At 65.9% G+C, this 16,540-nt stretch carries 11 protein-coding genes and 4 pseudogenes; 10 read left to right on the top strand and 5 right to left on the bottom strand.

Translation table 11 applies throughout. The annotated features are described in order from the left end of the window. Positions 1–9: 9 nt before the first annotated feature. Positions 10–1,213, bottom strand: a pseudogene (locus ACPEE0_RS02465) (Gfo/Idh/MocA family protein). A 243-nt stretch (positions 1,214–1,456) separates the two neighbouring features. On the opposite strand from ACPEE0_RS02465, the gene ACPEE0_RS02460 reads away from it, so the two are divergent. The 6 genes and pseudogenes from ACPEE0_RS02460 (at position 1,457) to aroQ (ending at position 8,733) form a co-directional block, all read left to right on the top strand. After that, a complete protein-coding gene (locus ACPEE0_RS02460; RefSeq protein WP_009359347.1) occupies positions 1,457–2,392 on the top strand; it encodes a carbohydrate ABC transporter permease in 936 nt (311 codons plus the stop codon). 10 nt (positions 2,393–2,402) lie between these two features. Beyond that, on the top strand, positions 2,403–3,329 hold the full coding sequence (locus ACPEE0_RS02455; protein ID WP_009359346.1) for a carbohydrate ABC transporter permease: 927 nt from the start codon (positions 2,403–2,405) through the stop codon (positions 3,327–3,329). A gap of 74 nt (positions 3,330–3,403) precedes the next feature. Further along, positions 3,404–4,744, top strand: a complete 1,341-nt coding sequence (locus ACPEE0_RS02450) for an ABC transporter substrate-binding protein (RefSeq protein ID WP_424573826.1) — start codon at positions 3,404–3,406, stop codon at positions 4,742–4,744. Between the two features lie 152 nt (positions 4,745–4,896). After that, positions 4,897–7,088 (top strand): annotated as a pseudogene (locus ACPEE0_RS02445) (alpha-galactosidase). Positions 7,089–7,167: 79 nt separating this feature from the next. Further along, positions 7,168–8,229 carry a UDP-glucose 4-epimerase GalE gene (galE, locus tag ACPEE0_RS02440; RefSeq protein ID WP_424573825.1) on the top strand — a complete coding sequence of 354 codons (1,062 nt, stop codon included), beginning with the start codon at positions 7,168–7,170 and terminating at the stop codon, positions 8,227–8,229. 42 nt (positions 8,230–8,271) lie between these two features. Beyond that, positions 8,272–8,733 (top strand): type II 3-dehydroquinate dehydratase, encoded by a 462-nt coding sequence (aroQ, locus tag ACPEE0_RS02435; RefSeq protein WP_424573824.1) that lies wholly within the window; start codon positions 8,272–8,274, stop codon positions 8,731–8,733. 21 nt (positions 8,734–8,754) lie between these two features. Here aroQ and ACPEE0_RS02430 read toward each other — a convergent pair whose 3' ends face one another. Beyond that, entirely contained in the window at positions 8,755–9,939 is a 1,185-nt protein-coding gene (locus ACPEE0_RS02430) for a MarP family serine protease (protein WP_424573823.1), read from the bottom strand. A 186-nt stretch (positions 9,940–10,125) separates the two neighbouring features. On the opposite strand from ACPEE0_RS02430, the gene ACPEE0_RS02425 reads away from it, so the two are divergent. Next, positions 10,126–10,803, top strand: coding sequence for a Crp/Fnr family transcriptional regulator (locus ACPEE0_RS02425; protein ID WP_009359192.1), 678 nt, complete (start codon positions 10,126–10,128; stop codon positions 10,801–10,803). Positions 10,804–10,969: 166 nt separating this feature from the next. Then, positions 10,970–11,263, top strand: coding sequence for a GIY-YIG nuclease family protein (locus ACPEE0_RS02420; protein WP_424573822.1), 294 nt, complete (start codon positions 10,970–10,972; stop codon positions 11,261–11,263). 232 nt (positions 11,264–11,495) lie between these two features. On the opposite strand, the pseudogene ACPEE0_RS02415 reads toward ACPEE0_RS02420, so the two are convergent. From ACPEE0_RS02415 to ACPEE0_RS02405, 3 genes and pseudogenes are all read right to left on the bottom strand, one after another. Then, positions 11,496–12,406, bottom strand: a pseudogene (locus ACPEE0_RS02415) (NUDIX hydrolase). 15 nt (positions 12,407–12,421) lie between these two features. Continuing rightward, on the bottom strand, positions 12,422–12,955 hold the full coding sequence (locus ACPEE0_RS02410; RefSeq protein WP_407710044.1) for a RidA family protein: 534 nt from the start codon (positions 12,953–12,955) through the stop codon (positions 12,422–12,424). Between the two features lies 1 nt (position 12,956). Further along, positions 12,957–13,113, bottom strand: a pseudogene (locus tag ACPEE0_RS02405) (DUF4177 domain-containing protein). 37 nt (positions 13,114–13,150) lie between these two features. Between ACPEE0_RS02405 and ACPEE0_RS02400 the strand changes: the two are divergent. Together ACPEE0_RS02400 and ACPEE0_RS02395 are read left to right on the top strand one after the other, a co-directional pair. Further along, complete coding sequence (locus ACPEE0_RS02400; protein ID WP_424573821.1) at positions 13,151–15,463, top strand: transglycosylase domain-containing protein; 2,313 nt, start codon at positions 13,151–13,153, stop codon at positions 15,461–15,463. Continuing rightward, on the top strand, positions 15,460–16,410 hold the full coding sequence (locus tag ACPEE0_RS02395; RefSeq protein WP_424573820.1) for a metallophosphoesterase: 951 nt from the start codon (positions 15,460–15,462) through the stop codon (positions 16,408–16,410). The genes ACPEE0_RS02400 and ACPEE0_RS02395 overlap by 4 nt, the downstream gene beginning before the upstream one ends. Positions 16,411–16,540 lie beyond the last annotated feature (130 nt).

The raw sequence follows: 16,540 nt of genomic DNA, 5'->3' as shown, positions 1-16,540 counted from the left end.
CTGTCCATGCTAACTACAGGTACCCGGCGCATCGCCGAAGTCACGGATGGGGAGCCGTTCGCCGTTCCGCAGGGCCGACTGGTGGGCCACGATGCCGGGCATGGTGAAGCGGGCTGCCACCCAGGCATTGACGGGCGGCAGGGTTCCCTTGTTGACGGCCGTGACGAAGTCGTCGACCAGGAAATGGTGGCTGCCCTCGTGTCCGTTGGGGGCGCCGCGGAATCAGCCGGCAGGCGGCTGCTGTCGTGGACCGGAGCCAGGCCGAGACGAACGCGTCCCGCAGCAATGGAGCCACGTTCGCCAACGAGGGGTCATCGAGGGGAATGCTGGGCCGGGTCTGCATCTGGTCCGAAATGTCGTGGACGTCCTGCTTGTCCTGCCAGACGGTTACCCTGGCCAGCTGTTCCAGGCTTGCTTCGGTGCCGAAGAAGCGGAAGCGGGATTCGCGGATGTGCGAGGGGTACCCGACGCGCCGCATTTCGTTGGTGCGCATGACCCCGCCGTCGCTCATTTCGAACAGGGCGGTGGCGTTGGAGAAGTCGTTTCCGAACATGCTGACGCCCTTGTCAAAGACGCCGTCGTTCCTGTCGTCCTGAACCCCCACGCAGCTCACGCTGACGGCGTGGGCTGCAATGGCTCCCAGCACTCCGCCCACCGCATGGGTGGGGTAGAGCATGGGCGGGTAGCTGGCAGTTTCCTTCCAGCGTTCGCCGCCGCTGTACCGGTAGGCGTCGTAGAAGCCCAGGTCCATGTCGTGGACATAGTCACCCTCGGTGTAGAAGATCCGGCCGAACCTGCCGGCGGCGTGCTGGCTGCGGGCGTAGACGGTTGCGGGGTTGTAGTAGCTGGTCTCCCCCATCATGTAGACGTTTCCCGTCTCGCGGACGGCATCGATGATGCGGCTGATCTCCTCTTCGGTCACGGCCATGGGCACTGCGGAGTAGACATGCTTGCCGGCCCGGAGTGCCCGTTCCACCAGCGGCCCATGGGTCCAGCGCTGGGTGAAGATGCCCACCGCATCGACGTCGGAAGCCAGCAGCTCATCGAAGTCCCGCAGGACACCGGCCAGGCCCAGCTGGTCCGCTGCCCCGGCCGCCCGCTCGGGCAGCTGGTCCACCACGTACACGCTGCTGACTCCGGGGTGCAGGTTGAACAGGTGCGCGAACTGCCCGCCGAACTGGCCGGCTCCCACGATGCCTATCGAGAACGTCATTGTCAGCCTTTCGCCATGCGCCTGGATCCGGGCGGGAGGTCCGCGCCACGGACGGGCACGGCTCCGTAAGCGTTTCCCGCCCCTCATGGCAGTGTTTCACCCCCATCTACTCGAGTCAATATCGAACCGGTGGATGAAAGCTAGAAGCTGGCGAGAGAAAAACACCTCTTGCGGACCTCGTATCTACTCGTGTAGATTTGCTCCCAGGTTGTTACACACATCACATCTCAGGAAGGGGCGACGATGACCACCCTTACCAGGAACCCCGGTTCACGGGAGCACGGCCTGACACGCACGCTCCGCCGCAGGACCGGGCACAGCGACGTGAAGATCGCCCTGTTCTTCATCGCACCGGCATTGATCGGGTTTGTTTTCTTCTACCTGGTCCCCACCATCCGCGGGATCTACCTCAGCTTCACCGAATACAACATCCTGGGCGATCCGGAATGGATCGGCATGGAGAACTACCAGGCCATTGCCAAGGACCCGCTGTTCTGGAACTCGCTCGCCGTCACCGGCCAGTACGTCCTGCTGAACATCGCCCTGCAGACGGCGCTGGCCCTCGGCCTGGCACTGCTGATGCACAACGTGGCCAAGTCCACGCTGATCCGCGGCGCGCTGCTGCTGCCGTACCTGATGTCCAACGTCATCGCGGCCCTGCTCTGGTTCTGGATGCTCGACTACCAGATCGGCGTGGTGAACCAGTTCATCGAATGGACCGGCATGTCCCGCATCGCATTCTTCGGCAGCGAGGAGTGGGCCATCCCCACCCAGGCCCTGATCAACACCTGGCGCCACATGGGGTACACCGCGCTGCTGATCTTCGCCGGCCTCCAGGCCATCCCCGGGCACGTCTACGAGGTGGCCAAACTGGACGGCGCGTCAGCATGGCAGACGTTCCGCAAGATCACCATCCCGCTGCTGCGCCCGGTGCTGGTCCTGGTGCTGGTGGTGACCGTGATCGGTTCCTTCCAGGTCTTCGACACGGTGGCCGTGACCACCCAAGGCGGGCCGGTCAACGCCACCCGCGTCATCCAGTACTACATCTACCAGCGCGCCTTCACGGAATCCGACTTCGGCTACGGATCCGCCATCGCCGTCATTCTTTTCCTCATCCTCGCCCTCGTGGCCTTCATCCAGATGAAGTTCCTCAAGGGCAACGAGTCGGACCTGGACTAAGGAGTCCCGCATGACCACCACCGCAAGCCGCGCCCCGCTGGCCAAGCCGGCCCGCCGCCGTCGTCCGTTCAATCCCCGCCGCGCCGGCGCCTGGGCACTCCTGATCCTTGCCATCGCCGTCTCGGTACTCCCCTTCCTCTGGGTCCTGCGCACCGCACTGTCCACCAACAGTGCCCTGGCTTCGGCCTCTGCCAGCCTGCTGCCGGCGGACTTCACGTTCGGCGCCTTCCTGCGGGTCTTCGGGCTGCAGACACCGGCCGAGGCCGTGGCAGAGGGCGGCTCCGGCGCCGCCATTGATTTCTGGCTTTACCTCCGCAACTCGCTCATCTTCTCTTCGATCACCACAGCCGGTGCCGTCTTCTTCAGCGCGATGGCCGCCTACGCCTTCGCCCGGCTCCGCTGGAAAGGCCGGAACGCCGTCTTCAGCCTGTTCCTGGGCACCATGCTGGTCCCGCCGATCTTCACGGCGCTGCCCAACTTCCTGCTCATCAAGAACCTGGACCTGCTCAACACCATGCTCGGAATGGTCCTGCCCTACGTGTTCATGACTCCCTTTGCCATCTTCTTCCTGCGCCAGTTCTTCCTGAACATGTCCCGCGAGGTGGAAGAGGCGGCAATGCTCGACGGCGCCAAGCACCTTCGCATCTTCTTCCAGATCGTGCTGCCGAACGCCGCAGCCCCCATCGCCACCCTTGCCCTGCTCACGTTCATCGGACAGTGGAACGAATACTTCTGGCCGCTGCTGGTGGGCTCCCAGGACGACGTCCGCGTCCTCCAGGTGGGACTGGGCGTCTTCAAATCGCAATCCCCGCAGGGCGCCCCCGACTGGTCCGGCCTGATGGCCGCCACCCTCATCTCGGCGCTGCCCGTCCTGATCCTCTTCGCCGCCTTCGGCAAAAAGATCGTCAACTCCATCGGCTTCTCCGGCATCAAGTAATCCCCGCACCCATCCCCCGATTTGAGGGCACGCCATGGCGGCCTGCCCGCAAAGCACCCCCGAAAGGACCTGTCATGAAAAAGAATGCACTCGGCACCCTCGCTGCTGCCGCTGCCGCAGTCCTGGCCCTCTCCGCCTGCGGAAACGGCGGCTCCGCCGAATCCGCCAAGGGCGAGATCAGCTACTGGCTGTGGGACGCCAACCAGCTTCCGGCCTACCAGCAGTGCGCGGACGACTTCACCAAGGCCAACCCGGACATTACGGTCAAGATCACCCAGCGCGGCTGGGACGACTACTGGTCCACCCTCACCAACGGCTTCGTGGGCGGCACCGCACCGGACGTCTTCACCAACCACCTGGGCCGCTACGGTGAACTGGCCGAGAACAAGCAGCTGCTGGCCATCGACGACGCCGTGGAGAAGGACGGTGTGGACCTCAGCGCCTACAACGAGGGCCTCGCCGAGCTGTGGGTGGGCCAGGACGGGAAGCGTTACGGCCTGCCCAAGGACTGGGACACCATCGGACTCTTCTACAACAAGGCCATGCTCGCTGCCGCCGGCATCACCGAGGAGCAGATGAAGGAGCTCACCTGGAACCCCGAGGACGGCGGAACCTACGAAAAGGTGATCGCGCACCTGACCGTGGACAAGAACGGCAAGCGCGGTGACGAGCCCGGCTTCGACAAGAACAACGTTGACGTCTACGGCCTTGGCCTCAACGGCGGCGGTGACTCCTCCGGCCAGACCGAGTGGAGCTACCTCACCAACACCACCGGCTGGTCCCACACGGACAAGAACCCATGGGGCACCAAGTACAACTACGACGATCCCAAGTTCCAGGAGAGCATGGACTGGTTCGCCGGACTCGCGGACAAGGGCTACATGCCCAAGCTCGAAACCACCGTCGGCGCCAGCATGGCCGACACCTTCGCTGCCGGCAAGTCCGCCATCAACGCGCACGGTTCCTGGATGATCGGGCAGTACACCGGTTACAAGGGCATCGAGGTGGGCATCGCGCCCACTCCCGTGGGCCCCGAAGGCGACCGCGCCTCCATGTTCAACGGCCTCGCAGACTCCATCTGGGCCGGCACCAAGAAGAAGGACGCCTCCATCAAGTGGGTTGAGTACCTCGCCTCCGCCGAGTGCCAGGACGTGGTAGCTTCCCAGGCCGTAGTGTTCCCGGCCCTGAAGGCCTCCTCCGACAAGGCCGCCGAAGCCTTCGCTGCAAAGGGCGTCGACGTGTCCGCGTTCACCGAGCACGTCAAGAACAAGACCACGTTCCTGTACCCCATCACGGACAACACGGCCAAGGTCAAGGGCATCATGGAACCCGCCATGGACGCCGTGGTCTCCGGCAAGGCGCCGGCCAGCTCCCTGACCGCCGCGAATGAGCAGGTCAACGCCCTGTTCAAGTAACACTCCCCAGCCGTGGCTGCGTATGTGGTCGCAGCCACCCGGCCGGGTGCCGCCGTTCCTTCCTCGCGACGGCGGCGCCCGGCCCCCTTCTCCAGACTTTTACCAGGCGTCCCCCTGGACGCCGCAGCACAGCAACGAAAGAGATTTCCCTTATGGATCCCCTGCACCTCCGTTCCGCCGGCACCAGCCTGGTGATCAGCTTCGACAGCGGGGAGGCTGAGGTCATCCACTGGGGCGCGGACCTGGGCGCCACGCTTCCGGACCTGGCCATCCTCACCGCACCCGTCCCGCACTCGGCCATCGACGCCCGCGTCCCCGCCGGCCTGCTGCCCAGGCCTCCTCATCCTGGCGCGGCCGGCCGGGGCTGCGCGGCCACCGGATCACCGACGGCGCCGCCGGACTCGACTTCTCCTCCCGCCTCCGCACCACGTCCGTGACGGCTGACGGCACCAGCGCCACGATCATCCAGGCCGACGCCGACACGGGCATCAGCGTCGAATCCTCGCTGACGCTTCACGACGGCGGCCTGCTGGAACTGCGCCACACCGTCACCAATGACGGCACTGCCCCCTTCCAGGTGGACGAACTGGCAACCGTCCTGCCCGTGGCGCCGGACGCCGTCGAACTCCTGGACCTGACCGGCCGCTGGTGCCGGGAACGGCACCCGCAGCGCCGGCCCATCCAGCAGGGCACCTGGGTACGCACCGGCCGGCACGGCCGGACCGGACACGATTCCTCCCTCCTGTTTGCCGCCGGAACGGCCGGCTTCGGCAACCGTCACGGAAAAGTGTGGGCCACGCACCTGGCCTGGAGCGGCAACCACGAACAGTTCGCCGACACCCTCGGCGACGGCCGCACCATGATCGGCGGCTCCGAGCTCCTGGGCCCGGCAGAGGTCATCCTCGCGCCTGGCGGCAGCTACACCACCCCCGCCCTGTTCGCGGCCTACTCGGACCGCGGCCTGGACGGCATCACCGAGGCGTTCTACAGCTGGTTCCGGTCCCGGCCGCACCACGTGCTCCCTGCCGCCGCCACCGGCCTGCCCGCCGGCAAGGCGCGCCCCGTGGTGCTGAACACCTGGGAGGCTGTGTACTTCGACCACAACCTGGACACCCTGATCGAGCTGGCTGATTCCGCGGCTGACCTGGGCGTGGAGCGCTTCGTGCTCGACGACGGCTGGTTCCGCGGCCGCCGCAACGACAACGCCGGCCTGGGCGACTGGTACGTGGACGAGACCCTGTGGCCCAACGGTTTGACCCCGCTCATCGAGGCCGTGACGTCCCGCGGGATGGAGTTTGGCCTGTGGGTGGAACCGGAGATGGTGAACCTGGATTCGGACATCGCCCGGGCCCATCCCGACTGGATCGTGGGCCCGTCCGCCGTGGCGCACAAGGACGGCGGCCGGCTGCCCCTGGAGTGGCGCAACCAGCACGTCATCGACCTGGTAAACCCTGAGGCCTGGCAGTACATCTACGACCGCATCGACGCGCTCCTGGCCGGCAACAACATCAGCTACCTGAAGTGGGACCAGAACCGCGACCTGCTGGAGCACGGCCACGGGGGCCGGTCCTCGGTGCATGAGCAGACCCTGGCCGCCTACCGGCTGTTCGACGAGCTCCGCAAGGCGCATCCCGGCGTCGAAATTGAATCCTGCTCCTCCGGTGGGGCGCGCGTGGACCTGGGCATCCTGGAACGGACGGACCGGATCTGGGGGTCGGACTGCAACGACGCCCTGGAGCGGCAGACCATCCAGCGCTGGACTGGCGCCGTGGTCCCGCCGGAACTGGTGGGCAGCCACATCGGGCCCACCACATCCCACACCACCGCCCGCACCCATGACCTGTCCTTCCGCGCCATCACCGCGCTGTTCGGCCACTTCGGTATGGAGTGGGACGTCCGCGGCGTGCAGGGCAAGGACCGCGAGGAACTCCGGCGCCTGGTGGCGCTGTACAAGGAGCACCGGGACCTGATCCACAGCGGCCGCCGGGTACACGCGGACGTGGCCGACGACTCGCTGCTGCTGCACGGCGTGGTGGCCGGCGCCGCTGCCGCAGCCGGGACGACGGCGGCGCTGTTCGCCCTGGTGAGCACCCGCACGTCGGCAGCCGAGGAACCGGGGCGGATTGGCATTCCCGGCCTGGAACCGGAGCGGAACTACCGGGTGGAGGCCGTCTTCCCCACCGCTGGCGACGCCGACTACAGCCACACGTTCACGCAAACCCAGCCGCCGGCCTGGCTCGCCGGGGGCGCGACCGCCGGCGGCAAGTTCCTGGCCGAGGTGGGACTCCCGATGCCCATCCTCAACCCGGAACACGCGCTGCTGCTGAAGTTCACGGCGCTCTAGCCTCCGCGGCTGCCCCGCCGGTCCGGTGCCCTCCAGCACTGGCCGGAGGGGCAGCCTTCGTCCAATCCAAGGAAAGTCCATGCGCATTCTGGTCACCGGGGGCACCGGTTACATCGGTTCCCACACTGTTCTGTCCCTGCAGGAAGCCGGCCATGACGTGGTGGTCATCGACAACCTGGCCAACTCCAGCGAAGAGTCCCTGCGCCGGGTGGCCGAACTCAGCGGCAAGGCCACCGAGTTCCACCACGTGGACCTGGTGGACGAAGCCGCCGTCGAACGCGTCTTCGCCGCCAGCGCCATCGACGCCGTCATCCACTTCGCCGGCCTCAAAGCCGTCGGCGAATCAGTCCAGGAACCGCTGAAGTACTACTACAACAACCTGGTCGGCACCCTGAACCTGATCCGCGTCATGGACCGGCACGACGTCCGCTCCATCGTCTTCAGCTCCTCCGCCACCGTCTACGGCGAACACAACCCCATCCCCTACGTCGAAAAAATGGAAATCGGCGCCAACAACCCCTACGGCCGCACCAAAGAACAAATCGAAGACATCCTCTCCGACCTCGGCGCCGCAGACCCCCGCTGGCACATAGCACTGCTGCGCTACTTCAACCCCGTCGGCGCCCACCCCTCCGGCCGGATCGGCGAAGACCCCCAGGGCATCCCCAACAACCTCGTCCCGTTCATCGCCCAGGTCGCCGTCGGCCGGCGCGAAAAACTTCTGGTCTTCGGCGGCGACTACGACACCCCGGACGGGACCTGCCTGCGCGACTACATCCACGTCGTCGACCTCGCCCAAGGCCACGTCGCAGCCCTGGACCACGTCACAGCCCGCGCCGGCGTCTTCCGCTGGAACCTCGGCTCCGGCAAAGGCTCCTCCGTCCTGGAAGTCCTGCACTCCTTCGAAAAAGCAGTCGGCAAACCCATCCCCTACGAAATCACCGCCCGCCGCGCCGGAGACCTGTCCGCCTTCTGGGCAGACGCCACCTCCGCCCTCGCCGACCTCAGCTGGTCCACCACCAAAACCATCGACGAAATGTGCGAAGACCACTGGCGCTGGCAAAAAAAACAACCCCAACGGCTACAACAACTGATCGCCAGCGGGTGGTTGAGCCCGTCGAAGCCCTGCCCTCCTGCGTAAGAATGCACGCCCTGTACTTGGCGGGCGATCAGATTGGCACCCATGACTGAAGCTTCCTCCGCCGATATCGGCCGCGGCACCATCCTGGTAATCAACGGCCCCAACCTCAACCTGCTGGGCACGCGGGAGCCGGAAAAGTCCGGCACCTCCACCCTTGCCGACGTGGAGGACCTGGCTGCGTCGGCCGCAAAGGCCCACGGCTTCGTGGTGGAGTGCGTGCAGTCAAACCATGAGGGCGTCCTGCTGGACACCGTCCACGCCGCCCGCGGAAACGCCGCCGGCATCGTCATCAACGCCGGCGCCTTCACGCACACGTCCGTGGCGCTTCGCGACGCCCTCGCCGCCGTGCAGCTTCCGGCCGTCGAGGTGCACATCACCAACGTGCACCAGCGCGAGGAATTCCGGCACCACTCCTACCTGTCCCCCGTGTGCTCCGCCGTGATTGTCGGAGCAGGTGTCACCGGGTACCGGCTGGCCATCGACTACCTGGCCGAGGTCCTCTAGCCGGTCGGCTCCGGCGGGCCGTCATTTCTGGATGCACTGCCCCGACGAAACGGGTGCAGTCAGCGCGGGGGCCTGCGCAGCCACCGGGTTGAGGTCGTCCATGGTGATGGCGAACCCCATGTCCGTGTCCGACGTTGCCTTGGCGAAGATGACGCCGGCCACCGCACCCCCGGTAGTGAGCAGCGGTCCACCGGAGTTGCCCGGCTGCACGTCGCCGGCCAGCCGGTAGATCTCCTCAGGCGTGGCGTTGCCGCCGTAGATGTCAGGGACCAGCACGGTGGTGATGTCCTGCACGGTGGCCGGTTTGGACTGGAACGGTCCACCGTGGGGGTAGCCAGCGAACGCGGCCGGGCTACCGCCGGGAAGGTCGGCGCTCAGGGGCAGCGGCTGCGCCGGCAGGTCCTCCACGGCCAGCACGGCGATGTCATGCTTGGTGTCAAAGTAGACAACCCGCCCCGGCATGGCGCCGCCGTCGGGCATTTCCACCACCGGCTGCGACACGCCCGCCACCACGTGCGCGTTGGTGACCACCCGGTCCTCGGAGACCACAAAGCCCGAGCCGGTCTGGTTCTGGCCGCATTCGTAGGCGGTCCCGGCGATCCGAAGGACGGATTCTGCCGCCCGGTTGAGGGCAGGCGTGTCAGTGCTCGCGTTGGGCACCGGGACGGCGGGCCCCTGTTCCAGCCCCTCGATGAGGGTGGGAATCCCGTTGCCGATCACCGCGGAGCGCAGCTCCGCCATGGCGGCCTTGACCGGCGTGGGGGTCAGCCCGTCGATGAAGCGGATGACCTTGGACTCGGCCAGCTGCTGGGACACCAGCGGGACACCCAGCGAACTGATGCTGAACGCCAACATGGACATGACCAGCGCTGACACCACGACATTCACGGCGCCGCCAACCACCCGGTCCACGGCGCGCAGCGGCCGGATCCGCATGGCACCCCGGATCTGCCGCCCCACCATGGTTCCCAAGCCGTGTCCCAGGACCACAAGGACGACGGCGGCCGCCACGATGGCTGTGAGCCGCCAGCCGGAGTCCTCAACAAAGCCGCTGACGAGGGGTACGGCGAAGAATGCGGCGACGGCGCCGGCGGCGAAACCGGCGATGCCGCCTGCCGTGACCAGGAAGCCGTTACGCAGGCCGTAGACCAGGTAGGACAGCAGCGCCAGGATCAGGATCAGGTCCAGGACAGTCAAGCCGACCACGAAGGGCTCCTTATAAACAGTTGAAACCTCATTCTAATGGCGCACCCTGACAATCTTCTGGGGGCGGCTGCGGACGCAATGAGCCCGTCATCACGGCGGATCGGGTGCCAAGTTCGTCACAGAACCTTGAAAATTCTGAAACAATGGCAAAAGCGCCACAGCCGATACTTTTACTCAGGAGATTTCATGGACATCGAGGTACTGCGCCGAGCACCACTTTTCGCCACGCTTGACGACGACGCATTCCGGCTGCTGACGGACGAGCTCACCGAGGTGGATCTCTCCCGCGGCGCCTCGGTCTTCCGCGAGGGCGACCAGGGTGACCAGCTCTACTTCATCGTCTCCGGCAAGGTAAAGCTCGGCCGCACCTCCCCCGACGGCCGCGAATCCCTCCTCGCGATCCTGGGCCCGGGCGAACTGTTCGGCGAAATGGCCCTGTTCGACCCCTCCCCGCGCACCGCCACGGCCACCGCCGTCTCCGAAACGCGGCTGGCAGGCCTGAAGAACGAGAGCCTGAACAACCTGCTGCGCACCCGTCCCGAGGTTTCGGCCCAGCTGTTGCAGGCCCTGGCCCGCCGCCTGCGCCGCACCAACGACTCCCTCTCCGACCTCGTCTTCTCCGACGTTCCGGGCCGTGTTGCCAAGGCCCTGCTGGACCTGGCTGACCGCTTTGGCCGCCCCGCCACCGACGGCGTCCTGGTAGCCCACGAACTCACGCAGGAAGAGCTGGCCCAGCTGGTGGGCGCCTCCCGCGAAACCGTCAACAAGGCCCTCGCAGAATTCGTCCAGCGCGGCTGGCTCCGCCTGGAAGCCCGCGCCGTCGTCATCCTGGACATGCAGCGCCTCCGCCAGCGCTCCCGCTAGGCAAAACCAGTCAAAAGGCCGCCCTCCCCGGGGCGGCCTTTTCGCTTTTCCGGTGGTTGAGCCCCGTCGAAACCCAACAGCCCGGTGGTTGAGCCTGCAGTTGGCCCTTTCCACATATGACGACTCAACACTTTCGGGAAGAAAAAACCGGAAGAAGAATCGACACATGCCATTCGCCTACATGCTGAGCTGTTCCGACGGTTCTTACTACGTGGGCAGTACAACGAATCTGGAACTCCGACTCGCGCAACACCAAACAGGGGACGGTGCGGCCTATACGCGGCGCAGAAGGCCTGTGAAGCTTGTCTGGTTCGAGGAGTTCAGCCGTGTGGACCAGGCCTTCGCCCGGGAGAAACAAGTGCAGGGTTGGAGCCACAGGAAACGGGAGGCATTGATCACCGGAGATCACCACGCCTTACCAACCCTATCCAAGGGCCCCAGCAGCCGGCGCCCCAGGTAGGGTTTCGACAAGCTCAACCACCGAATTAAAATTGATGCCAGAGGTGCATGGCGGTGTCCGTGGCTGTGGTTGTCCTTTTGATCCTGCTTGGCCTGGCAGCCTTGGCTGCCATCGCTGGAACTTTTGCGCTTGTTATCCGTGACGGACGAGGCGAAATTCCGCCGGAACCCCCAGCCAAACCGTGGACTGCGGGGACACTCCCAAGCGTCCCCTACTCGCTGCTCCGGAAGATCTAGCGTTCGCGCTGAGGATCGCCAGGTGTGGTCTTGGCGGCTTCCACTTCGAGCAGCATTTTGCCGTCTTCCACCACCAGCGTGGGCTGGTACACGTGGGCCTTGCGCTTGTAGCTGAGGTAGGCGATGCAGCCGTTGGCCGTGGCCATTTTCTCGAGCATGATCTCGGATCCCGGCACCATCAGTTCGCCGAGGGTGCGGCCCACCGTGTTTTCCTGGCCCACTTCTTCACCGAGGATGGTGCTGTTCCGCTCCTCGATGGCCTTGGCCGCGTTCACCCACCGGCCCCAGACGCCCTTGCCCTCCAGCAGCGTGGGCTCCTGGCCAAGGGGCACCGTGGCGGCGAAGTAGCGGGTGTCGAACCTGCGGTGGGCAAAGTCTGGGCTGCGCCAGTTGACGAGGGACTTCAGCAGGTCCGTCCGGAGGGAGAGCCCGCGCTTGTCCAGGACCTGCGCGAGCGTCTTTTCCTGCTCGGCCACGGCGATCCTGGCGCGCATCCATTCCGGGGTGGAGGTGGCTTCGACAGTGCTCGCATTGTCCGGGCCGGCCAGCAGCACGCCGGTCTCCTCGAAAAGTTCGCGGATGGCGCCCACCACGTGCCGGCGGGCCAGCCCGACGTCGTCCGTCCCCATCTGCTCGGCCCAATACTGCGGTGACGGGCCCAGCCAGCTGATGGGATCGTCGTCGGCGGCGTCCAGGGAACCGCCGGGGAACGCAAGGACCCCCAGCGGCGAGGAACCCGGCCGGTAGGCCAGCCAGGTTTCCAGGCCGGTGGGGAGATCCCGCAGCAGGACAACGGAGGAGGCAAAGCGCGCTGCGCGCGGGTGCGTTCGCCGTGTTCGAGCCAGCTTTGCGCTGCCCCTTCAAGATCCTGGGGAAGTGCAAAGAGGCGTCGGGCGAGCTGTGGCAAGGGAAGCGACCGGTCCTAGCTGAATTCGGCGATCAGTTCGACTTCAACCGGCGAGTCGAGCGGAAGGACGGCAACGCCGACGGCGGAACGGGCGTGCTGGCCTGCGTCACCAAGGACGCGGCCCAGCAGTTCCGACGCGCCATTGATGACGGCCGGCTGCCCGGTGAAGGACGGGTCCGAGGAGACGAAGCCCACAACCTTGACGATGCGCGTGATCCGGTCCAGGTCGCCGATCACGCTCTTGACGGCGGCCAGTGCGTTCACGGCACACACGGCGGCGTAGCGCTGGGCGTCCTCGGGGGACACGGTGGGCTCATCCGCGGCACCCTCGGTGCCCGCCGAAACCTTGCCGGTAGCTTCGAGTTTGCCGTTAATAAAGGGCAGCTGCCCGGAGGTGTAAACGTGGTTGCCGGAGATGACGGCCGGGACGTAGGCGGCCACGGGGGCGGCCACCTGGGGAAGTGTCAATCCGAGTTCTGCGAGGCGCTGCTCGACGGCGGAAACGGGCTGTGTAGCCGCGCCGGACCGGGCTTCTGCGGGGGTGCTCATGCTACTGCTTCTCCCTCTTCAGGTAGGCAACAAGGCCGTTGCCGTCGGGGCCGGGGACAACCTGGACGAGCTCCCAGCCGTCCTCTCCCCCACTGGTCCAGGATCTGCTTTGTGGCGTGAATAATGAGCGGAATCGTCGCGTACTCCCATTTGGTCATGAGAGAAAGACTAGTCCTTGCCGGTAAAGTGGAAAACATGGCGACTCGTAAGAACCCCTTATTCGATACTGCCACCACCCTCGGAAAGATCCTAGTTTTCCTTGGCGTGAGTGCGGTTTGCGGTGTCCTGGTAGCCGGCCTGCTTGTCCCGGCGGCCGCCGTTTCGGGCAGCGCAGCAAGCGGTTCCATCGAGTTCTTCGACACCCTTCCGGCGGAGCTCAAGGTTGACCCGCCAAACCAGACCACCAGGATCCTGGCGGCCGACGGCAGCGAGATCGCCAACGTCTACACAGAGAACCGCACCAAGGTTGCCCTGGACCAGATTTCACCGTTCGTGAAGGAAGCTGTCATCGCCGTCGAGGACAGCCGTTTTTATGAGCACGGCGGCGTGGACACCACCGGCATCCTTCGCGCGCTGGTCAGCACCGCGCGCGGCAACCGCCAAGGTGCCTCCACCATCACGCAGCAGTACGTGAACAACGTCCTGAACGCGAACCTCGCGGCCGAGGGCAACGAGGACCAGATCAAGCTCAACGGCGTGAACAAGGGCGTGGGCGACAAGCTCCGCGAAATGAAGCTCGCCATTGCCCTGGAAAAGGAATTCAGCAAGGAACAGATCCTTGAGGGCTACCTGAACATCGTGTTCTTCAACCGGGACGCCTACGGCATCGAGGCTGCCTCCCGGTTCTTCTTCAGCACCTCCGCCAAGGACCTCACGCTCCCCCAGGCCGCACTGCTGGCCGGGCTCGTGAACAGCCCCTCCGCTTTCGATCCCATCAACAACCCGGAGAGCTCCAAGCAGCGCCGCGACCTGGTGCTGGGACTCATGCTGGACCAGGGCAAGATCACCCAGGCGGACTACGACGCCGCGGTGGCTACCCCCGTGGAAACCAAGGTGACCCCGGCCCGCCAGGGCTGTGCCTACGCGTCCACGGCCCCGTACTTCTGTGACTACGTCCTGCACCTGCTGGAGAACAACCCGGCCTACGGCGCGGACCTCAAGGAGCGCCAGCGCCTCATCTACGGCGGCGGCCTGACCATCACCACCACCCTGGACCCGACAGCGCAGGCAGCAGCCCAGGAACAGGTCAACGCGTCCGCCGGCGCCAACCCGGACAAGTGGGGTGCTGCCATGGTTTCGGTGCAGCCCAACTCCGGCAAGATCATTTCGATGGCGCAGAACACCACCTTCCTGCCTGCCGAGGGCTCTTTCGACTCGCAGGTGAACTTCAACGTGGACAAGCTGGACAAGGACGGCAACGACCTCAACGGCCTCGGCGGCGCGCAGCCGGGCTCCACCATGAAGCCCTTCACATTTGCCGAGTGGCTCAACGAGGGCAAGTCGATGAACACCGTGGTGAATTCGGCGCAGCGCGTCTACCCGCTGAGCTTCCCTTGGCGCCACACCTGCGGCAAGGTCACCGGCGGCTACAGCACCGCGCAGAAGAACCAGGGCCTCGGCACAGCAGATGACCTGCAGAACGCCGAGCCGCAGTGGTACCGCCCGCTGTCCGTCCTTGAGGGCCTCTACAACTCCATCAACACCGTGACCTTCGCGTCGGCCGCCCAGCTGGACTTCTGCGGCATCCAAAAGATCGTGGACGCCACCGGCCTGCACGGCGGCCTCCCGGCTGAGGGGGATCCCAACCCGAAGATCAACATGTCACTCCTCGGCAACCTGCTGGGCTCCACCCAGACCTCCCCGCTGACAATGGCCAGCGCCTTCGCCACTTTCGCGAACGACGGCAAGTTCTGTGAGGCCATCGCCATCACCTCCGTCACCGACGCAACGGGCAAGCAGCTGCCGGCCCAGTCCACCAGCTGCCGCGATGCGATCAAGCCCGAGGTGGCGCGCGGCGTGAACTACGCGCTGCAGGAAGTCCTCAACCGCGGTTCCGGTTCGCTGATCCAGCCCCGGATCTCCACCCGGACCAGCTTCCCGATCGGCGCCAAGACCGGTACGTCCAACAACAACGGATCCACCTGGGTTGTCGGCCACACCACCGGGCTTGCCACTGCCGCCTGGTTCGGTGACGCCCTCGGTGCCCAGGACCGCCCGGGCCAGAACATCACGGTGAACGGGAAGTTCTACCAGGGCATTGACGGCTACATGATCGCGGGGCCGATGTTCTCCAACTTCATGTCCCGCATCGCACCCGCCTACGGCACCGAGCCGTTCCCGGCGCCGCCGAGCAACCTGCTCAACGGTTCCACCCGCAGCACCACGCCCGCCACCACGGCTCCCCAGGCGAGCCAGGCGCCGGCGCCCACCACGCAGCCGACGCAGCAGCCCGCGCCCCAGCCCACGGGCAACGGGAATGGGAACACCGATGACAATGGCAAGCCATGACCCTGAATGACCTGGCCGGCCGCGCCCGTACTATCGGGCGCGGCTTTGCCGTCACTGCCGGAGCCGGAGCGGCCGCCGGGCTGGCCGCCGCCGGGTACGGGCTGTGGGAAAAGAACCAGTTCGTGCTGCGGGAAGAGACGCTGCAGATCCTGCCTCCCGGCCGGAACCCGTTCCGCATCCTCCACCTCAGCGATATCCATTTCGTCCCCGGGCAGAAGAAGAAGGCCGCCTGGCTGGAGTCGCTGGCCGGACTAGAGCCGGACCTGGTGGTCAACACCGGAGACAACCTGAGCCACGCCAAGGCGGTGGATCCGCTCCTGGCGGCCCTGCGCCCGCTGCTTGAGTTTCCCGGCGTCTTCGTGCCCGGCTCCAACGACTACTTCGCGCCCAGCCTGAAGAACCCGGCCTCCTACCTGCTGGGCCCGTCCAAGGTTAAGCCCAAGCCCAAGCCCATCGCCCTGGACTGGCCGCGGCTGCGGTCGGGCTTCGGGATGGCCGGCTGGATCGACCTGACCAACCGCCACCAGTCGGTGGTCCTCAACGGCATGCGCTTCGATTTCTCCGGCGTGGACGATCCCCACCTGAACCGCGAACGCTACGCGGGCTGGCCCCGGGGAACCATCAACCAGGACTCCAACGACCACCTCAAGGTCGCCGTGATCCATGCCCCCTACCAGCGCGTGCTTGACCACTTCACCGAAAGCGGGGCGGACCTCCTGCTCGCCGGCCACACCCACGGCGGCCAGCTCTGCATCCCCGGCTACGGGGCGCTGGTGTCCAACTGCGACCTCCCCACCTGGCGCGCGAAGGGCCTGAACGACTGGTCCAGCAACGGAAGCACGACGCCGGTCAACGTCTCGGGCGGCATCGGCACCTCCCGCTTCGCCCCGGTCCGGATCGCCTGCAAACCCGAGGCAGTCCTGCTGACGCTGACCTCCCCTTCCTGAGCCGAGTTGCGGGAGGGCTGCCGGGCCGCCATCGATCACAGACTGTAATAAGTAAGCAAGCGTGCCATCGGGCTGCAAAACCCTGTGAATCGTCTCAGGCCATGGCATAAGGTAGTTGCTAAGGGAAACT

It is taken from the genome of Arthrobacter sp. SD76 (assembly GCF_049726125.1).
Taxonomy (GTDB): domain Bacteria; phylum Actinomycetota; class Actinomycetes; order Actinomycetales; family Micrococcaceae; genus Arthrobacter; species Arthrobacter nitrophenolicus.
Note: the sequence above shows the minus strand (reverse complement) of the source record. Positions and strands in the feature narration are given on the sequence as shown.

Coding starts and splice junctions, on each gene's coding strand:
- ACPEE0_RS02460 (WP_009359347.1), top strand. CDS start 1,457: ATGACCACCCTTACCAGGAACCCCGGTTCACGGGAGCACGGCCTGACA.
- ACPEE0_RS02455 (WP_009359346.1), top strand. CDS start 2,403: ATGACCACCACCGCAAGCCGCGCCCCGCTGGCCAAGCCGGCCCGCCGC.
- ACPEE0_RS02450 (WP_424573826.1), top strand. CDS start 3,404: ATGAAAAAGAATGCACTCGGCACCCTCGCTGCTGCCGCTGCCGCAGTC.
- galE (WP_424573825.1), top strand. CDS start 7,168: ATGCGCATTCTGGTCACCGGGGGCACCGGTTACATCGGTTCCCACACT.
- aroQ (WP_424573824.1), top strand. CDS start 8,272: ATGACTGAAGCTTCCTCCGCCGATATCGGCCGCGGCACCATCCTGGTA.
- ACPEE0_RS02425 (WP_009359192.1), top strand. CDS start 10,126: ATGGACATCGAGGTACTGCGCCGAGCACCACTTTTCGCCACGCTTGAC.
- ACPEE0_RS02420 (WP_424573822.1), top strand. CDS start 10,970: ATGCCATTCGCCTACATGCTGAGCTGTTCCGACGGTTCTTACTACGTG.
- ACPEE0_RS02410 (WP_407710044.1), bottom strand. CDS start 12,955: ATGAGCACCCCCGCAGAAGCCCGGTCCGGCGCGGCTACACAGCCCGTT.
- ACPEE0_RS02400 (WP_424573821.1), top strand. CDS start 13,151: ATGGCGACTCGTAAGAACCCCTTATTCGATACTGCCACCACCCTCGGA.
- ACPEE0_RS02395 (WP_424573820.1), top strand. CDS start 15,460: ATGACCCTGAATGACCTGGCCGGCCGCGCCCGTACTATCGGGCGCGGC.